Below are 18,414 nucleotides of genomic sequence, written 5' to 3' on the forward strand. Positions count from 1 at the left end.
AAGGCCGGCCGGGCCTACATGTCCGTGGAGTAGCGGATCCCGCCGTCGGGGATCTCGACACCCGGCCACACGCGGGCACCACGGAGGAGTTCACAGCGGGCGCCGATGACCGCGCCGTCGCCGATCACGCCGTCCCGGATGAGCGCCCGGTGGCCGATTCTCGCGCCGAACCCGACGATCGAGCGTTCCACGGTCGCCCCCGCCTCGATGCGGGCGCCGTCGAAGACGACCGCGCCGTCCAGCCGGGCGCCGGCCCCGATCTCCGCGCCGCGTCCCACGACGGTGCCACCGACCAGGACGGCACCCGCCCCGATCCCGGCACCCTCGTGGACCAGAGATTCCCCCGCGTGGCCGTCGAGCGCCGGCGACGGGGCGATCCCCCGCACCAGGTCCGCCGAACCGCGTACGAAGTCCTCGGGCGTACCCATGTCCCGCCAGTAGGCGGAGTCCACGAACCCGTAGACCCGCCTGCCCTCGCTCAGCAGCTGGGGGAAGGTCTCACGCTCGACCGAGACCGGCTGCCCATCAGGGATCTGCTCGATGAGCTCGCGGCGGAACACGTAGCAGCCGGCGTTGATCTGGTCGGTCGGCGGATCCTGGGTCTTCTCGAGGAACTCCTGCACCCGGCCGTCGTCGTCGGTGGTGACGCAGCCGAACGCGCGCGGATCGGAGACGCGGACCAGGTGCATCGTCAGGTCGGCGTCCTTCTCACGGTGCAGTGCGAGGATCTCCCGCAGGTCGGTGCCGCCGAGGACGTCGCCGTTGAACACCATGACGGTCGAGGCGGTCAGCTCGGACAGGACGTTGCGGATGCCGCCGCCGGTCCCCAGGGGTTCGGTCTCCACGACATAAGAGATGTCCAGGTCCAGCGCCGAACCGTCCCCGAAGTACTCTTCGAACACCTCGGCCTTGAACGAGGTCCCCAGCACGACCCGACGGATGCCGGCCGCCCGGATCCGGGAGAGCAGGTGGGTCAGGAAGGGCAGGCCCGCGGTGGGCAGCATCGGCTTGGGCGCCGAGATCGTCAGGGGCCTGAGCCGGGTGCCCTTTCCGCCGACCAGAACCACCGCCTCGGTGTCCGCGATGAGGTCGTCGCCGGCGGTGGCGCTGCCGGGGGTCGTCGAGGTCACGATGAACGCTCCTGGGGGTCGTCGGGCCGCGGGCGGGGGCGCGCTCGCGCTGCTCCGGGGGCGGGTGGGATGGACTCTGTCGTGGGTGCCGGGCTCAACCCGCGGCGCGCCGGGCGGTGCGGACCGCCAGACGACACCGCAGCTCCAGGCCCACTCTCAGGGCCCAGCGTATCGGTGCCTGCCAGGCCTGCGGGTGCCTGTCCGCCTGGAACAGGTAGGCACTGCGGTGGTGCGCGCGGAGGGTGAACTCCGGCACCGTCCTCGCCGCGTGCCCCTGGTCATGGCGGATGACCGAGGTGGGGACATAGACGTTCTGCCACCCGGCCCTGCCGAGACGGTCGCCCAGGTCGATGTCCTCGAGGTACATGAAGTACCGCTCGTCGAACCCGCCCAGGGCGTCGAACGCCTCGCGGCGCAGCAGCAGACACGAGCCCGACAGCCACCCGGCCGTCCGCTCCGTCCCCATGTCCGCGTCGTCGAGGTACCCCGCCGTCCACGGGTTGCGTGGCCACACCTGGCCGAGCAGGGCGTGTCCGATGCCCGCACCCAGGCGGGGCACGGCCCGGGCGGACGGGTACACCGACCCGTCGGCCTCGGCGATCCGCGGACCGAACGCGGCGGCCCGTGGCCAGCGTTCGGCGGCGGCGAGGAGCTCGTCCACCGAGCCGGGCTCGAACGTCACATCCGGGTTGACCACCAGGACGAACTCCTGGTCGAACTCCCCCGGACGACCCGCGATCTCCGTCACGGCGCGGTTGATGGCGGTTCCGTAGCCCAGGTTCCCGCCGGTCGGGAAGAACTCGGCGAATCCGTACTCCGCCGCGACCGCCTCCGGGACCCCGTCGGTCGACCCGTTGTCCGCCATGACCAGCCCGACCGGCCGGGCCGTGGCCGCGGGGAGGGTCTCGACGAAGCTGCGGAGGTGGTCGCCCGGTGAATACGTCACCGTCACGACGGGTAGTCGGGTCGTCACGCGCAACACCCTACGACGCACCCCGTGGATTCCGACGCCCGGCGCGCGGCGCGGTACCGTTGAACATCATCGGCGGCCTCGAGCGGCCCTACTCGACGACAAGGACGGTGGATGAGCGCCGAGCTGCCAGCGACTCCCCGTCGCGCCCCCGGTCGGGCGCGGGGCAGGCGTCACGCCACTCCTGCCCGCCCGATCGCGTCCCGGATCGGACGCGTCGTGACGGCTCTGGTCTCCGCGCTGTGCCTCCTGGTCACCGGCGTCGGATGGACCCTGTTCAACGGGCTCGCCTCGGACCTGACCTCCGCGGGCGGTCTCGACGTGGGCGATGGTGGCCTCGACGGCGCCGTGGACATCCTGCTCGTGGGCACCGACAACCGGACCGACGCCCAGGGCAATCCGCTCAGCCAGGAGGAGCTCGCCACGATCCGGACCGGCGAGGAGGAGGGCGAGAACACCGATACGATCCTGCTCATCAGGATCCCCGAGGACGGCAGTTCCGCCACCGCCGTCTCCATCCCCCGCGACGTGTACGTGGAGACCAGCTCGGTCGGTGGGAGCAAGATCAACGGCGTCTACGCGGCCAACAAGGAGGCCTACCTCGAGCGCTCCGTGGCCGACGCCCCGGACGGCGGACTCACCGAGGAGGACCAACGCGCGGCGGTCAAGGCCGGACGCAACGGGCTCATCGGCGCCGTCCAGGAACTCACCGGAGTGCAGGCCGACCACTACGCGGAGATCGGGCTCCTGGGTTTCGTCCTGCTCACCGATGCGGTCGGCGGCGTCCCCGTCTGCCTCAACGAGGCCGTGGACGAGCCGCTGTCGGGCGCGAACTTCCGGGCCGGGGTCCAGACGGTTTCCGGGTCCGACGCGCTGAGCTTCGTGCGCCAGCGCCATGATCTGCCCGCGGGCGACCTCGATCGCATCGTGCGCCAGCAGGCGTTCATGTCCCAGCTCGTCAAGAAGATCCTCTCCGCCGGCACGCTGGCGGACCCCTCGAAGCTCGGTGCGCTGGTCGACGCGGCCAAGCGGTCCTTCGTGATCGACGAGAACTGGGACTTCGTCGACTTCGCCATGAAGCTCCAGGACATCAGCGGCGGCAACGTGCGGTTCGAGACCATCCCGGTCACCAGCATCGACTCGTTCACGGAGTGGGGCGAGTCCATCGTGACCGCCGACCCCGAACAGGTCACGGAGTTCGTGGCCGGTTTCGCCAGCACCGAGGGCGACGACGCCGCGGCCGACGCGCCGGAACAGACCCCCACCGGCGAACCGGTCCTCGACCCCGCAGCGGTGACGGTGTCCGTGGTCAACACCACTGCCATCGACGGCCTGGCCGCCCAGGTCTCCGGTGCCCTCACCGAGCTCGGCTACACGGCGGGCGACCTGCTCACCGACCCGGCCGCCGCGTACACCTCACACGTGGCCGCGGGTTCCGCCGACGACGAGGCCGCCTTCGCCGTGTCGGACGCCCTCGGCGGACTGCCGGTGCAGGTCGACCCCGCGTTGCCCGCCGGTACCGTCCGCGTCGTCCTGGCCGAGGACTACAGCGGCCCCACCAGTGAGGCCGCGGGTGTCGAGTCCGCCTCCCCCGCCACCACCACCTACGCGCCGTTGCCGCCGTCCATCGCGGAACGCCCGACCTTCGACGCGGGCGGCTCGGACGTACCCTGCGTCAACTGACCGAGCACGTCGACCGACCACGCCAACGGAGGCCCAGAGTGAACACCGCAGCCGACACCGTCCTCCAGCCGCTCCTCGCGCTCGACCCGGGCTCCCCCATGGTCACCCACTACGACCAGGCCGCCCCGTCGCGTGTCGAGTTGTCGGTGACCTCGACGGCGAACTGGGCCGCGAAGATCGCCGGACTCCTGCGCGACGAACTCGGGGTGATGCCGGGGGACGTGATCGTGTGCGACCTGCCCGCCCACTGGCTCACCGCGGGCGTCCTCCTGGGCGCCTGGTGGGCGGGCGCGGAGGTGAGCACGGGGGCCGCGGAGGACGCCGTCGTCGTCGTCACCGTCCCCGAGCGCCTCGACCGCCACCCCACCGACGTCGAGACCCTCCTCATGACCACGGACCCGATGGGCCGCCCCCTGGCGGCCTCCGGCATCGAGATCCCCCCGGGCGTCACCGACCTCGCCGAGGCCTGCCGCATCCACCCGGACGCCTTCGCACCCTCGGGCCGGGGCCCGCTCGCCCTGGACGGCGCACCGCTGGCCGACCTGGCGGACCCGGCGCTGGCCGGCCGTGCTCTCGTGGCGGGCACCGAGCGGGACGACGTGGTGCGGGTCCTGGCCCGGCTGTTCGCCTCCGGGGGCACGGCGGTCCTCGTCACCGGGGCCGAGGCGGACGATCCCTCGGTCGCCGACGTCGCGGCCACCGAGCGCACCACGCTCACCCTCTGAGACACGAAATCCGCTACCCTCCCTCCCGATCCGCTATGCCTAATGGGATAGCGGATCCGGATTCGGAGTAGCGGATTCCGGAGTCGAACGGCGAGGCCGCCTCACGGCGGGCCCGGCTCGGCCCGCCGCGGCTCAGCTCAGCTCAGCTCAGGCCAGGATCTGACGCGCCATGACCATGCGGTTGATCTGGTTGGTGCCCTCGTAGATCTGCGTGATCTTGGCGTCGCGCATCATTCGCTCGACCGGGAAGTCACGCGTGTACCCGGCGCCACCGAAGAGCTGCACCGCGTTGGTGGTGACCTCCATGGCCACGTCCGAGGCGAAGGTCTTGGACGCGGCGGCCATGAAGCCCAGCTTCTCCCCGCCGGGCGCGCTCCCGCGCTCGGCGTTGGCGGCGGCCGTGTAGACCATCAGGCGCGCGGCCTGCACCTTCATGGCCATGTCGGCCAGCATGAACTGCGTGTTCTGGAAGTCGGAGATCGCGCGGCCGAACTGCTTGCGCTCCTTGGTGTAGGCGACAGCCGCGTCCAGGGCGCCCTGCGCCATCCCCACGGCCTGCGCGCCGATGGTGGGGCGGGTGTGGTCGAGGGTCTGCAGGGCCGTCTTGAACCCGGTGCCCGGCTCGCCGATGATCCGGTCGCCCGGGATGCGGACGTTCTCGAAGTACAGCTCCGCGGTGGGCGAGCCCTTGATGCCGAGCTTCTTCTCGGTCTTGGAGACACCGAAGCCCTCGTCGTCGGCGTGGACCATGAACGCGGAGATCCCGTTGGCGCCCTTCTCGGGGTCCGTCACGGCCATGACGGTGTACCAGGTGGACTTGCCGCCGTTGGTGATCCACGCCTTGCTGCCGTTGAGGATCCAGTCGTCGCCGTCAGCCTTGGCGCGGGTGCGCATGGCCGCCGCATCGGAACCGGCCTCTCGCTCGGACAGCGCGTAGGAGGCCATCTTGCCCTCGGCGATCTCGGGCAGGACCTTCTGCTTGAGCTCCTCGCCACCGGCCAGGATGAGGCCCATGGTGCCGAGCTTGTTGACGGCGGGGATCAGCGAGGACGAGCCGCAGACGCGGGCGACCTCCTCGATCACGATGCAGGCCGCCACGGAGTCCGCGCCCTGCCCGCCGTATTCCTCGGGCACGTGGACCGCGTTGAAGCCCGAGGCGTTGAGCGCGTCGAGGGCCTCCTGGGGGAACCGCTCGTCCTCGTCGACGGCCGCGGCGTGGGGCTCGATCTCCTTCTCCGACAGCGCTCGGATCGCGGCCCGGAGCTCTTCGTGCTCCTCCGCCGGGCGGTACAGGTCGAAGTCGGGGTTACCGGACATGTGCGGGCCTCCATGAGGGATTCGTCGGTGGTGATCGCGCGGCGGGCGCGGGCCAGGTTCTCGCGGAGGGGCCACTGACGCTCGTCGGCCGCCCTTATCGCCGCGGGAGACGCGAGGCCGCGTCCGGTCCTTCAAATTACCAGTCGGAGGACGGCGCCCGTCGCCGCCGTCGCCCCCGTCGCCGCCGTCGGCCGCCCCCGGCCCCGTCAGCCGAGCAACTGCCGACGCAGGGCCTCGTCCTTGCGCTCTACCATCGCCTCCAGCTCGGCCTGGAACGCCTCCATCCGCTCGCGCAGGGCGGGGTCGGAGGCGGCGAGGATCCGCACTGCCAGCAGACCCGCGTTCCGCGCCCCGCCGATCGACACGGTGGCCACGGGGACGCCGGCGGGCATCTGCACGATCGACAGCAGCGAATCCATGCCGTCGAGGTGCTTGAGCGGCACGGGGACACCGATGACCGGCAGCGGCGTCGCCGAGGCGACCATCCCGGGCAGGTGGGCGGCACCCCCGGCGCCGGCGATCACCACGCGGATCCCCCGACCCGCAGCCGAGCGGGCGTAGTCGAGCATCTTCTGCGGTGTGCGGTGGGCCGAGACCACCCCGACCTCGAAGGGGATGCCGAACTCGGCGAGCGCCTCCGCGGCGGCCTCCATGGTGGGCCAGTCGGAATCGCTGCCCATGATCAGACCGACCTGAGGCCCGTCCTGTCGATCGGTCATCGGTGTCGCCTTTCGTAGAGGTTGTTCGCTCAGCGTTCGAAGTCTCCGGCGGGAGCCCCCGTGTGGGGGTCCCAGCCGTCGGCCCACTGCGCGTGGGAGAGCCAGTGGGCCGCGAGTTCGGCGACCGCGCGGACGGTGGACACCTGGTCCGCGTCGTCCGGGTCGACGCCCGGGTCGGCGAGCACGTTGACGTGTCCGATCTTGCGGCCGTGCCGTTCGGACTTGCCGTACAGGTGCACCTTGGCGTGCGGGAACCTGGCGGCGAGATGGTGGACCCGCTCGTCCATGCTCATCCCGGGCGTCTCGGGGGCTCCGAGCACGTTGGCCATGACGGTGAGGGGCGCGGTGGGGACGGTGGAGCCGAGCGGGTAGTCGAGCACGGCCCGGAGGTGCTGCTCGAACTGGCTGGTGGTGGCCCCGTCCATGGTCCAGTGGCCGGAGTTGTGGGGCCGCATCGCCAGTTCGTTGACCAGGACCCCCGGGCGGCCGTCCGAGCCGATGACCTCGAACAGCTCCACGGCCATCACGCCGGTCACGTCGAGGTGCTCGGCCAGTCGCAGCGCGGTGGCCTGTACGGCGGAGCGGAGCTCGTCCGGCAGGCCGGGGGCGGGCGCGATCGCCACGGAGCAGATCCCGTCACGCTGGACGGTCTCGACGACCGGCCACACGGCGCCCTGCCCGAACGGCGAGCGGGCCACCATCGCGGACAGCTCACGCGTCCACGGGACGCGGGCCTCGGCCATCATCGGCACGCCGGCCGCGAGCTGGGAGTCGGCGATCCGCTCGGCCTCCTCGAGGGAGTCCGGCATCCACACCCCGCGTCCGTCGTACCCGCCGCGCGCGGCCTTGAGGACGATGTTCCCGTCCTGCTCGGCGTGGAAGCGACGGACGTCCTCGAGCGAGTCGACGCCGGTGAACGGCGGGACGGGGGCACCGATCTCCGCCAGCGCCCGACGCATGACCAGCTTGTCCTGCGCGTGGATGAGTGCGGACGCGCGGGGCCGCACCGCGACGCCGGCCGCCTCGAGGTCGAGCAGGATCTGCGGGGGCACGTGCTCGTGGTCGAAGGTCATCACGTCGGCGCCCTCCGCGGCGGCACGGACGGCCTCGGGGTCATCGTGGGCACCCATGACCACGTCCGGCGTGACCTGGGCGGCCGGGTCCTGCGGGTCGGCGGCGAGCACGCGCAGCGTCTGGCCGAGGGCGACGGCCGCCTGGTGGGTCATGCGGGCGAGTTGTCCCCCGCCGATCATCGCCACGACGGGCGTGCCGAGGGGATTGCGGCGGATGCGCGAGTCGTCGTTCACGTCGCCCATCGTCTCACGTGGGGCGAGCCGGTCACCGACGCCCCGGGAGCCCCCATCGGAACCGCGGCCCCGCGACGGCGGGAGTCGGCGGGGGCGGGGGCGGCAGGCGCATGAGCTCGTCATAGACGGCCGCGTGGACGCGGGCCACCTCCGGGACGTGGTCGATCTCCACCGGCGGCAGGTGACCGAGTTCGAGGATGAGGCAACCCGTGCCCAGGGCGCGGTCGGTGAGGGTGTGGCGGAACCTGACGGCGCTGATCCTGCGCAGCGGCACGTCCACGCACCGTCGCGAGGACCCGGCCGGTCGGTAGAGCACCCTCTCGTCGGTGACCACCAGGTCGGTCCGCGCCCACCGGATCAACGGCCACAGCCCCAACCGGAGGACGATCAGCGCGTACAGCACCGCCACCATGGCCCAGGTCGCCGTGCGGTCGGCTGCGTGGACCACCTGCACCTCGATGAAGCCGCCGGCAATACCCGCGAGGCCGGCCCCGATGATCGTCACCAGCGCGGGGCGCGCGAGGGCGCGCCAGTGCGGGTGGGTGTGGACGATGAGCGTCTCCCCCGGCGCGAGGACCGATCGGATGAAACCCACGGGTCAGCCGCCCCACCGACCGCCGGCGCCGCGGACGTGGGTGACGTCGCCGGCGGCGACGGCGAACTCACCGTCGGGGTCGACGACGACGAGACGACCGTCACGATCGACCCTGTCCGCCCTCCCGGTCCGCACGACGTCCCCGGGCAGCTCGACCCTCACCTCGGCGCCGATGGTGGAGCAGGCTTCGGTGTAGGTCGTCATGAGCAGGTCGGAGACGGTCGATCCGCTCCCGCGCTCGCACTCGCGCCACTGGCGGTGACGCAGGGCCAGCGCCTCGAGGACCGCGCGGGCCACGGCGTCCCGGTCGCCCGACCCCCCGGCGAGGGCGAGGGAGGTGGCGTGGGGAACTGGTAGCTGCTCACGGGTGAGCGAGACGTTGATCCCCACCCCCACCACGACGGCCGGCAGGCGGACCGGGAAGTCCCCGCCGCCCGGCACGGTGGTCATCTCGGCGAGGATCCCGGCGATCTTGCGCCCGTCCACCAGGACGTCGTTGGGCCACTTGAGGGTCGCGTCGACGCCGCCGGCCTCGCGCAGCCCGTCCCGCACCGCGAGACCGGTGACGAGGGGCAGCCACCCGAACAGGGTCGGCGAGACGGCCCCGGGGCGGAGCAGGACGCTGACCGCGACCTGCGTGCGGGGCGGGGCGGTCCACACCCGACCGAGACGACCGCGTCCGGACGCCTGGTGTTCGGCCAGCAATACGCTGCGATCGGGCGCACCCCCGGTCGCCCGGGCGATCAACTCCGCGTTCGTCGACCCGATGTCGTCGACCACCTCGAGCGAGGAATACGGCGCGTCCGGGCCCTGGACAAGAACACGACGGAGCGCGTCGGCGTCCAACCTGGGCTGGGTCTCGGGACCGGAATCTGCGTGCACGACCCCCAGCGTATGCGGCCGGCCCGACATCGGGCGGGGTCGACGCCGGGGGATGTACGCCGGGTCACGTCGCCACGCGAGCCGGTCACTGGTTAGAGTCTTGCAACATGACGACTGCCTCAGAACCGGACGTGAACTCGGCTCTGTCTAACGACGTACCGACGGCATCCGCGACCCCCGACATCCACACGACCGCCGGGAAGCTGTCCGAGCTGCGTCGGCGCCTCGACGAGGCCCGGGCCCCGATGGGGCAGGCCGCGGTGGACAAGACCCACGAGAAGGGCCTGATGACGGCCCGCGAACGGATCGAGAACCTCCTCGACCCGGGCTCGTTCGTGGAGATCGACGCCCTGGCCCGCCACCGCGCCACCACCTTCGGCCTCGCCGAGCGTCGCCCGCTGGGCGACGGTGTCATCACCGGGTACGGGACCATCGACGGCCGCAGCGTATGTGTCTTCTCGCAGGACGCCACCGTCTTCGGCGGATCACTGGGCGAGGTCTACGGCGAGAAGATCGTCAAGGTCATGGACCTGGCCCTGAAGACCGGCCGCCCGATGATCGGCATCAACCACGGTGCCGGCGCCCGTATCCAGGAGGGCGTCGTCTCGCTCGGCCTGTACGGCGAGATCTTCCACCGCAACGTGCTCGCCTCGGGGGTCATCCCGCAGGTCTCCCTCATCATGGGCCCCTCGGCCGGCGGGCACGTCTACTCCCCCGCCCTCACGGACTTCACCGTGATGGTCGACAAGACCTCGCAGATGTTCGTCACCGGCCCCGACGTCATCAAGACCGTCACCGGCGAGGAGGTCTCGCAGGAGGAACTGGGCGGCGCCACCACGCACATGACCAAGTCGGGCGTGTCCCACTACACCGCCAGTGACGAGCAGGACGCCCTCGACTTCGTCAAGGACCTGCTCTCCTACCTGCCGAGCAACAACCGGGCCGAGGCCCCCCGGTTCCCGTTCCCGGTCGCCGAGGGTGCGATCGAGGACAACCTCACGCTCGAGGACCAGGATCTCGACACGATCATCCCGGACTCCTCCAACGCGCCGTACGACATGCACGAGGTCATCTCGCACATCGTCGACGACGGCGAGTTTCTCGAGGTCCAGGGCCAGTACGCGATGAACATCATCGTCGGCTACGGCCGGGTCGAGGGCCGCAGCGTGGGCGTCGTGGCCAACCAGCCCACCCAGTTCGCCGGTTGCCTGGACATCAAGGCGTCGGAGAAGGCCGCCCGTTTCGTCCGCACCTGCGACGCGTTCAACATCCCCATCCTCACGCTCGTCGACGTCCCGGGCTTCCTGCCGGGGACCGGCCAGGAGTTCGACGGCATCATCCGCCGCGGTGCCAAGCTGCTCTACGCCTACGGTGAGGCCACCGTCGGCAAGGTCACCGTTATCACCCGCAAGGCCTACGGCGGCGCCTACGACGTCATGGGTTCCAAGCACATGGGTGCGGACATCAACCTGGCCTGGCCGACCGCCGAGATCGCCGTCATGGGAGCGTCCGGAGCCGTCGGGTTCGTCTACCGCAACGAGCTCAAGCAGGCCGCGGCCAACGGCGAGGACGTCGACGAACTGCGCCTCAAGCTGCAGGCCGAGTACGAGGACACTCTCGTCAACCCGTACGTCGCCGCCGAGCGCGGGTACGTCGACGCGGTCATCCCCCCGTCGCACACCCGACTCCAGGTCGCCCAGGCGCTGCGTCTGCTCGACCGGAAGGTCGTCGAGGTTCCGGCCAAGAAGCACGGGAACATCCCGCTGTGACCGGCGAGCAGCAGCAGGACCCGGCCCGGCAGCCGGAGAAGCCGTTCTTCGAGGTGGTGGGGGGCAACCCCACTCCCACGGAGGTGGGCATCCTGTCCGCGGTCTTCGCGACCGCCCAGGGGAACGCCGCCCACGCGAGCGAGCACGACACCGGTATCAAGGACGACTGGGGATCCTACGACGATCGCCTGCGCCCGCCGTTCGGGTACAGCCCGAGCTCGTTCCTCAACCGACGCCAGTACTGAGCGCCGAAAACCGAAGACACACCCCGCCGCCCCCGTCCCCGTCCTCCCGCGTGCCCCGATGCACATGCCGGAGTCCGGGCGCGGGGGCGGCGTCGTTCACCCGCCGGGACCTGTCGGCTTCCCTAGGCTGGCCGGAGCGCCGCCGGGTGGTAGGCGAGCAGTTCTCCAGGAGGTTCAGATGACCGAGGACACCACGTCCCGCGGACAGGGGGCCCCGGCGACGGGCGACGAGCCCGCCCACGACCCGGCGGACGTCGACCGCGATCACGGTCGACGGGCCGGCACCGACGAGGGCACCGCGACCCATCACACCGACATCATCGGGCGGACCGATCCGGCAGCGACCCGACCCGGGGCGACGATCGTCCACCAGGACGAGACGACGAAGATCGTCGCGTTCGAGTTCGACGAGGGCCAGGAGATGGCCGACCACGCCGCGTTCCACCCGATCCTCGTCCAGGTTCTGCGGGGGCACGTGGAGTTCGGCCTACCCGACCGCACCGTCGAGCTGAACCCCGGCGAGATCCTCCACCTCACCGCGAAGCTCCGCCACCGGGTCCGGGCACTCGAGCCCACCACGCTGACCATCACGATGCTGCTGCCGCGATCCTGACCCCGTGGCTACGCTGAGGCCCATGATCGCGTTCGTCCTCGCCTCGGCCTCCCCGTCCCGACTGCGGATCCTCGAGCAGGCGGGGGTCGACCCCCTGATCCGCCACCCGCAGGTCGACGAGGACGCGCTCCAGGCCTCGCTGCCCCCGGGGACCCCACACGTGCGGGTCGTGGAGGAGCTGGCCCGCGCCAAGGCGCAGGACGTCCTCCATCGCGAGGGGGAGACGCTCGCGGCCGAGGCGAGGTCGGCCGGGGCGGACACACTCGTGGTCGTGGGGTGCGACTCGATGCTGCTGGTCGACGGCCAACTCGAGGGCAAACCGCACACCTACGAGCGGGCCATGGAGCGGTGGCGGAGGATGCGCGGGCGTCACGGGGTCCTGCTCACCGGCCACTCGCTGATCGTGGCCGACCTCACCGGGGACGAGCCCGTCGCGGTCACCTTCTCCGAGACCGACACCTCCGACACCACGGTGCACTTCGGCGCGCCCTCCGACGCCGACCTGGACGTGTACCTGCGCACCGGGGAGCCGCTCGAGTGTGCGGGCGCGTTCACCATCGAGTCCCTCGGCGGGTGGTTCATCGACCGCATCGAGGGCGACCCGTCGAGCGTGATCGGACTCAGCCTTCCGCTGCTGCGGCGCCTCCTCGAGGGCGCCGGTCTGAACGCCCACCACGTCTGGCGACCCGAACTCCGGACGTGACTCCACCCGGTTCCGCGCGACCGCGAACGTGACCCCCACGACAACGTCGCAGGTCAGGCCTCGCCGCTTCCGAGGAGTCCGCCCCCGCGGGCCAGCCCTTGGACCCCCAACACCACACATGAGGGGGGCCTCTCATTAGACTGCGTGAGGAACTCGGTGGGCCCCACGGCCGATCGACAGTAGAGACGTTTATCACCAGGAGGCCCTGAGTGCCCAGTCATGCCAGCTCTCACATCACCAAGGTCCTCGTCGCCAACCGCGGCGAGATCGCCGTCCGTGTGATCCGTGCGGCGAAGGACGCCGGCCTGGCCAGCGTGGCCGTGTACGCCGAGCCCGACGCCGACGCACTGTTCGTCAAGCTGGCCGACGAGGCCTTCGCCCTGGGAGGCACCACCTCCGCGGAGTCGTACCTGGTCTTCGACAAGATCCTCGACGCCGCCGCCAAGTCCGGCGCCGACGCCATCCACCCCGGTTACGGCTTCCTCTCCGAGAACGCCGACTTCGCCCAGGCCGTCATCGACGCCGGCCTGATCTGGATCGGCCCCCCGCCGCAGGCCATCCGCGACCTCGGTGACAAGGTCACCGCCCGCCACATCGCCGAGCGGGCCAACGCCCCCATGGCCGCCGGGACCAAGGACCCGGTCGCGGGCGCGGACGAGGTCGTGAAGTTCGCCGAGCAGTACGGCCTGCCCATCGCCATCAAGGCCGCCTTCGGCGGCGGTGGCCGCGGAATGAAGGTCGCCCACAAGATGGAGGAGGTCGCCGAGCTCTTCGAGTCGGCCACCCGTGAGGCCGTCGCCGCGTTCGGTCGCGGAGAGTGCTTCGTCGAGCAGTACCTCGACAAGGCCCGCCACGTCGAGGCCCAGGTTCTCGCCGACCAGCACGGCAACGTCATCGTCGCCGGAACCCGCGACTGCACCCTGCAGCGCCGCTTCCAGAAGCTCGTCGAGGAGGCCCCCGCGCCGTTCCTCACCGATGAGCAGCGCCAGCGCATCCACGACTCCGCCAAGGCCATCTGCAAGGAGGCCGGTTACTACGGCGCCGGCACCGTCGAGTACATGGTCCAGGGCGACACGATCTCCTTCCTCGAGGTGAACACCCGCCTCCAGGTGGAGCACCCGGTCACCGAGGAGACCGCCGGCATCGACCTCGTGCTGCAGCAGTTCAAGATCGCCGAGGGCGAGGTGCTCGAGTTCACCGAGGACCCGGCCCCGCGTGGCCACGCCTTCGAGTTCCGCATCAACGGCGAGGACGCCGGCCGTGGCTTCCTGCCCGCCCCCGGCACCATCACCGGCTACCACGAGCCCACCGGCCCGGGCGTGCGCATGGACTCGGGCGTCGAGCAGGGTGACACCATCGGCGGTCAGTTCGACTCCATGCTCGCCAAGCTGATCGTGTGGGGCGAGGACCGCGACCAGGCGCTCGCCCGCTCGGCCCGCGCCCTGGCCGAGTACAAGATCGAGGGCATGGCCACGGTCCTGCCGTTCCACCAGCACATCGTCACCAACCCGGCGTACGTCGGCGACGGCGAGAGCTTCGACATCTACACCAAGTGGATCGAGGAGGAGTGGGACAACCCGATCGAGCCGTGGTCGCCCACCGGCGCCCCGGCCGATGACGACGAGCCCGTCGAGCGCAAGAAGGTCGTCGTCGAGGTGGACGGCCGTCGCGTCGAGGTCTCCCTGCCCGGCGATCTCGCCTTCGGTGGCTCGCACGCCGGCGGCACGGTCCGCCGCAAGGCCAAGTCCCGCACCCGTGGCGGCGCAGCCGGTGCGGCCGCGTCCGGTGATGCCGTGTCGGCCCCCATGCAGGGCACCGTCGTGAAGGTCGCCGTCGAGGAGGGCCAGGAGGTCAAGGCCGGCGAGCTGGTGGCCGTGCTCGAGGCCATGAAGATGGAGAACCCGGTCACCGCGCACAAGGACGGCGTCATCACGGACCTGTCCGTCGATGCCGGCGCCGCCGTCACCCAGGGAACGGTCCTCTGCGAGATCAAGTGACCTCGTGACGTGGTGGGCGTTCTCGCGCCCACCACGTGCCGAATCCCCGGCGCATCTGCGTCGAACACGAATCCGCCCCTCGGATCTCGATCTCCGCCCCGGCCCCCGGGAGCGAATCGAGATCCGAGGGGCGGATTCGTCGTCAGGCAGTCCGGACACGGCCCAGCCACTCCGACCGCAGCCCAGCCAGTCCGGACACGGCCGAGCCACTCCGACCGCAGCCCAGCCACCCCAACCGCGGCCGAGCCACCCGGCCGGCCCGCCCGTACGGGACCGACTCAGCCGGCCGAGCTCTCGACCACCGGTTCCGCGCTGGCGGGATCGAACATCGCGTCCGCCAGGAACTCGCGGACCTCGGGCACACGCCGCAGGAATCCGTCGGCCTCGTCGTCGGACTCCGCCACCTGGCTCGCCTCCTCGGCGTCGATACGCCGCTCGAACAGCTCCACCTCCCTGGCGACCCGGTTCTCGTCCCAGCCGAGCACCTCGGCCATCAGTTCGGCCACCTCGCGGGCGCAGTCGACGCCACCGTGCTGATACTCCATCGAGATCCGCGTGCGACGCACGAGGACGTCCTCGAGGTGGAGTGCGGCCTCGGCGAGAGCGGCGTGCACGATCTCCACACGCAGGTAGCGCTCGGCTCCGCGGACGGGATCGAGGAGGTCGGGCCGGTCGGCGGCGAGCTCGAGCACGTACTCGGCGAGCGTGCCGTACCGGCCGAGCAGGTGCTGCATCTGGTCCTCGCGGATCTCGTACTGGTCGGCGATCCGGTCGGCTCGGTTGACCATCCCCGGGTAGCCGTCGGCGCCCAGCAGCGGGATCCGCTCCGTCGTCGACGGTGGCACGGTGGCGGAACGCTCCCCCAGCTCCGCGACGGCGGCGTCCACCGCGTCCGCGGCCATCACACGGTAGGTCGTGTACTTCCCGCCCGCCACCACGACCGCGCCGGGGGCCACCGTCATCACGGCGTGTTCGCGGGAGAGCTTGGCGGTGGAGTCGGCACCACCCGACAGCAGGGGGCGCAGGCCCGCGTACACACCGCGGACGTCCTCGCGCCCGATCGGGGTGGTGAGCACCGAGTTGACGTGGCCGAGGATGTAGTCGATGTCCGCGCCGGTGGCCGCCGGGTGGGCCAGGTCCAGCTGCCAGTCGGTGTCGGTGGTGCCGATGATCCAGTACTCGCCCCACGGGATGACGAACAGCACGGACTTCTCGGTGCGCAGGATGAGCGCGGCCTCGGAGTCCACCTTGTCGCGGTCGACCACGATGTGCACGCCCTTGGAGGCCCGCACGGTGAACCCGCCCTCCTCGCCGAGCATCTTCTGGAGCTGGTCCGTCCACACCCCGGCGGCGTTGAGCACGGCCCCCGCCCGGACGTCGGTCTCCCGGCCGGTCTCGGCGTCGCGGACCCGCACGCCGGTGACCCGGTCGCCGTCGCGCAGGTAACCGATCACCTGGGTCGAGTTGGTCACGACCGCACCGTGGTGCGCCGCGGTACGGGCCAGGGTGAGGGTGTGGCGGGCATCGTCGACGAGGGTGTCCCAGTAGCGGATCCCGCCCACGACGGCGTCCTCCCGCAACCCGGGGGCGACCCGGCGCGCTCCGGCGCGGCTGTAGTGCTTCTGCGGCGGGACGCTCTTGGAGCCGCCCATCACGTCGTAGAGCATGAATCCCGCGGCCATGTAGGGGCGCTCCCAGAACCGACGGGTGAGCGGGAAGAGGAACTTCAGCGGGGTGACCAGGTGTGGGGCCAGGCGCGTCATGCTGAGCTCACGCTCGTGCAGTGCCTCGGCGACCAGGCCGAAGTCGAGCTGCTCGAGGTAGCGCAGTCCGCCGTGGAACATCTTCGAGCTGCGGGACGAGGTGCCGGCGGCGAAGTCCCGGGCCTCGACGAGCGCCACGTTGAGCCCCCGGGTGGCCGCGTCCAGGGCGCTGCCGGTGCCCACCACCCCCCCGCCCACGATCACGATGTCGAAGGTGTCCTCCGACAATCTGCGCCAGGCCTCGGCGCGACGGTCGGGGCCGAGGACGGATCGGGACCTGGTCGTGGGCATGGATGCTCCCCTGAAGGGGCCGGGCGCGGGTTCCGGCCGGTCGTCGACGACTCTACGCGCGAGCGGACGTAGTCTTGGCCGTGTGACTCGCAGCACCTACATTCTGGCGATCGACCAGGGCACCACGTCGACGCGGGCGATCCTCTTCGACGACAGGGGCATGCCGGTGCCCGCGGCGACGGCCCAGGTCGAGCACCGGCAGATCCTGCCCAGGGCGGGCTGGGTGGAACACGACCCCCTGGAGATCTGGCGGAACGTGCGGGCCGCCATGGCCCAGGTCGCGAGCAGTGTGGATCTCGAGCCGGCGGCGGTGACCGCCATCGGGATCACCAACCAGCGCGAGACCACGGTGGTGTGGGACAAGGCCACCGGCGAACCGGTCCACAACGCGATCGTCTGGCAGGACACCCGCACCTCCGGCATCTGCGCGCGCCTGGCCGATGCTCACCCCGACGGCGACGACCGGTTCCGCGACGCCACCGGCCTGCCCCTGTCGACCTACTTCGCCGGTCCCAAGATCCGGTGGATCCTCGAGCATCTGGACTCCCGGGGGGAGCGCGGCACCGAGCGGGCCGAGGCCGGGGAACTGCTGGCGGGGACCATCGACTCGTGGCTGGTGTGGAACCTCACGGGTGGGCGCAGGGGTGGCGACGACGACGAGGCGGCCCTCCACGTCACGGATGTCACCAACGCGTCGCGGACCCTGCTCATGGATCTGCGGGCCCTGGAGTGGAGTGACGAATTGTGCCGTGAGGTCGGCGTCCCCCGGGCGATGCTGCCGCGGATAGTCCCCTCCTCCGGGGTACTGGGGCACGTGACGACGCGGCGGATGTTCGGCGGTACGCCCATCGCCGGGATCCTCGGCGACCAGCAGGCGGCGATGTTCGGCCAGACGTGCTTCGAGCCGGGCGAGGCCAAGAACACCTACGGCACGGGTGCGTTCCTGCTGCTCAACACGGGCACCACCCCCCAGTTCAGCGAGAACGGGCTGCTCACGACCGTCTGCTACCAGTTGGGGGACGACGACCCCGTGTACGCACTCGAGGGGTCCGTGGCCGTGGCCGGGTCACTGGTGCAGTGGCTGCGCGATAATCTCGGGGTGATCTCGACCGCGGACGAGACCGAGGCCCTGGCCGAGTCCTTGGACGACAACGGTGACTGCTACCTGGTGCCGGCGTTCTCGGGGCTGCTCGCACCGCGGTGGCGGCCGGATGCCCGCGGCGCGATGGTCGGCCTGACCCGCTTCCACACCCGGGCACACCTGGCGCGGGCGGCTCTCGAGGCCACGGCGTTCCAGAGCCGTGAGATGGCCGCCGCGATGGTCGCCGACGCCGGGGAGTCCGCCGACGCCCTGCGGGTGGACGGCGGGATGGTGGTCAACGACTTCCTCATGCAGTTCCAGGCCGACATCCTCGGGGTGGACGTGATCCGTCCGGAGGTGACCGAGACCACCGCGCTGGGTGCCGCGTTCGCCGCCGGCCTCGCGGTGGGTCAGTGGGACTCCCCCGGCCGGCTCCGCGAGCTGTGGCGGGAGGACCGTAGGTGGACGCCGCAGATGCCCGAGCATGAGCGCCAACGGCTGATCGGTCGATGGGACGACGCGGTCGAGCGGACGCTGGGCTGGGCGGACGTCGAGGGCTGAACCGGCAGCCGCGCGGGCTTGCCGGCCTGCGCGGTCCCACGGTCGGGACCCCGGCGTCCGCGT

Annotated in this window: 16 protein-coding genes; 8 read left to right on the forward strand and 8 right to left on the reverse strand. The window is 71.3% G+C overall.

Annotated elements, in window-relative coordinates:
• Window positions 1-14 precede the first annotated feature (14 nt).
• Together manB and AC3DE3_RS09110 are read right to left on the reverse strand one after the other, a co-directional pair.
• A complete protein-coding gene (gene manB / locus AC3DE3_RS09105) occupies window positions 15-1,130 on the reverse strand; it encodes a mannose-1-phosphate guanylyltransferase (protein ID WP_260486941.1) in 1,116 nt (371 codons plus the stop codon).
• Between the two features lie 94 nt (window positions 1,131-1,224).
• On the reverse strand, window positions 1,225-2,103 hold the full coding sequence (locus tag AC3DE3_RS09110) for a glycosyltransferase family 2 protein (RefSeq protein ID WP_260486942.1): 879 nt from the start codon (window positions 2,101-2,103) through the stop codon (window positions 1,225-1,227).
• 111 nt (window positions 2,104-2,214) lie between these two features.
• Here AC3DE3_RS09110 and AC3DE3_RS09115 point away from each other — a divergent pair, with 111 nt between their 5' ends.
• A complete protein-coding gene (locus AC3DE3_RS09115) occupies window positions 2,215-3,783 on the forward strand; it encodes an LCP family protein (RefSeq protein ID WP_488369749.1) in 1,569 nt (522 codons plus the stop codon).
• A gap of 38 nt (window positions 3,784-3,821) precedes the next feature.
• Entirely contained in the window at window positions 3,822-4,508 is a 687-nt protein-coding gene (locus AC3DE3_RS09120) for a TIGR03089 family protein (RefSeq protein ID WP_488369750.1), read from the forward strand.
• A 147-nt stretch (window positions 4,509-4,655) separates the two neighbouring features.
• On the opposite strand, the gene AC3DE3_RS09125 is transcribed toward AC3DE3_RS09120, so the two are convergent.
• The 5 genes from AC3DE3_RS09125 to AC3DE3_RS09145 form a co-directional block, all read right to left on the reverse strand.
• Window positions 4,656-5,825 (reverse strand): acyl-CoA dehydrogenase family protein, encoded by a 1,170-nt coding sequence (locus tag AC3DE3_RS09125; RefSeq protein ID WP_488369751.1) that lies wholly within the window; start codon window positions 5,823-5,825, stop codon window positions 4,656-4,658.
• A 206-nt stretch (window positions 5,826-6,031) separates the two neighbouring features.
• The gene (gene purE, locus AC3DE3_RS09130) at window positions 6,032-6,544 is read right to left on the reverse strand and encodes a 5-(carboxyamino)imidazole ribonucleotide mutase (RefSeq protein WP_260486946.1); all 513 of its coding nucleotides are present in this window, start codon (window positions 6,542-6,544) and stop codon (window positions 6,032-6,034) included.
• A 29-nt stretch (window positions 6,545-6,573) separates the two neighbouring features.
• Window positions 6,574-7,860 (reverse strand): 5-(carboxyamino)imidazole ribonucleotide synthase, encoded by a 1,287-nt coding sequence (locus AC3DE3_RS09135; RefSeq protein WP_260486947.1) that lies wholly within the window; start codon window positions 7,858-7,860, stop codon window positions 6,574-6,576.
• A 22-nt stretch (window positions 7,861-7,882) separates the two neighbouring features.
• Window positions 7,883-8,446, reverse strand: a complete 564-nt coding sequence (locus AC3DE3_RS09140) for a PH domain-containing protein (protein ID WP_488369752.1) — start codon at window positions 8,444-8,446, stop codon at window positions 7,883-7,885.
• Window positions 8,447-8,449: 3 nt separating this feature from the next.
• Window positions 8,450-9,358, reverse strand: a complete 909-nt coding sequence (locus AC3DE3_RS09145; RefSeq protein ID WP_488369753.1) for a biotin--[acetyl-CoA-carboxylase] ligase — start codon at window positions 9,356-9,358, stop codon at window positions 8,450-8,452.
• A gap of 77 nt (window positions 9,359-9,435) precedes the next feature.
• Here AC3DE3_RS09145 and AC3DE3_RS09150 point away from each other — a divergent pair, with 77 nt between their 5' ends.
• From AC3DE3_RS09150 to AC3DE3_RS09170, 5 genes are all read left to right on the forward strand, one after another.
• The gene (locus AC3DE3_RS09150; RefSeq protein WP_260486950.1) at window positions 9,436-11,097 is read left to right on the forward strand and encodes an acyl-CoA carboxylase subunit beta; all 1,662 of its coding nucleotides are present in this window, start codon (window positions 9,436-9,438) and stop codon (window positions 11,095-11,097) included.
• Complete coding sequence (locus AC3DE3_RS09155) at window positions 11,094-11,342, forward strand: acyl-CoA carboxylase subunit epsilon (RefSeq protein WP_488369754.1); 249 nt, start codon at window positions 11,094-11,096, stop codon at window positions 11,340-11,342. Before AC3DE3_RS09150 ends, AC3DE3_RS09155 begins: the two co-directional genes overlap by 4 nt.
• A 178-nt stretch (window positions 11,343-11,520) precedes the next feature.
• Window positions 11,521-11,955, forward strand: a complete 435-nt coding sequence (locus tag AC3DE3_RS09160; protein WP_488369755.1) for a cupin domain-containing protein — start codon at window positions 11,521-11,523, stop codon at window positions 11,953-11,955.
• A gap of 22 nt (window positions 11,956-11,977) precedes the next feature.
• Window positions 11,978-12,658, forward strand: a complete 681-nt coding sequence (locus tag AC3DE3_RS09165) for a Maf family protein (protein WP_260486953.1) — start codon at window positions 11,978-11,980, stop codon at window positions 12,656-12,658.
• 209 nt (window positions 12,659-12,867) lie between these two features.
• The gene (locus AC3DE3_RS09170; RefSeq protein ID WP_260486954.1) at window positions 12,868-14,655 is read left to right on the forward strand and encodes an acetyl/propionyl/methylcrotonyl-CoA carboxylase subunit alpha; all 1,788 of its coding nucleotides are present in this window, start codon (window positions 12,868-12,870) and stop codon (window positions 14,653-14,655) included.
• A 278-nt stretch (window positions 14,656-14,933) separates the two neighbouring features.
• Here the strand turns inward: AC3DE3_RS09170 and AC3DE3_RS09175 are convergent, their stop codons facing one another.
• Window positions 14,934-16,709 (reverse strand): glycerol-3-phosphate dehydrogenase/oxidase, encoded by a 1,776-nt coding sequence (locus tag AC3DE3_RS09175; RefSeq protein WP_260486955.1) that lies wholly within the window; start codon window positions 16,707-16,709, stop codon window positions 14,934-14,936.
• An 82-nt stretch (window positions 16,710-16,791) separates the two neighbouring features.
• On the opposite strand from AC3DE3_RS09175, the gene glpK reads away from it, so the two are divergent.
• Window positions 16,792-18,351, forward strand: coding sequence for a glycerol kinase GlpK (glpK, locus tag AC3DE3_RS09180; protein ID WP_488369756.1), 1,560 nt, complete (start codon window positions 16,792-16,794; stop codon window positions 18,349-18,351).
• Window positions 18,352-18,414 lie beyond the last annotated feature (63 nt).

Source organism: Dietzia sp. IBK-p2-16D, from assembly GCF_057773085.1.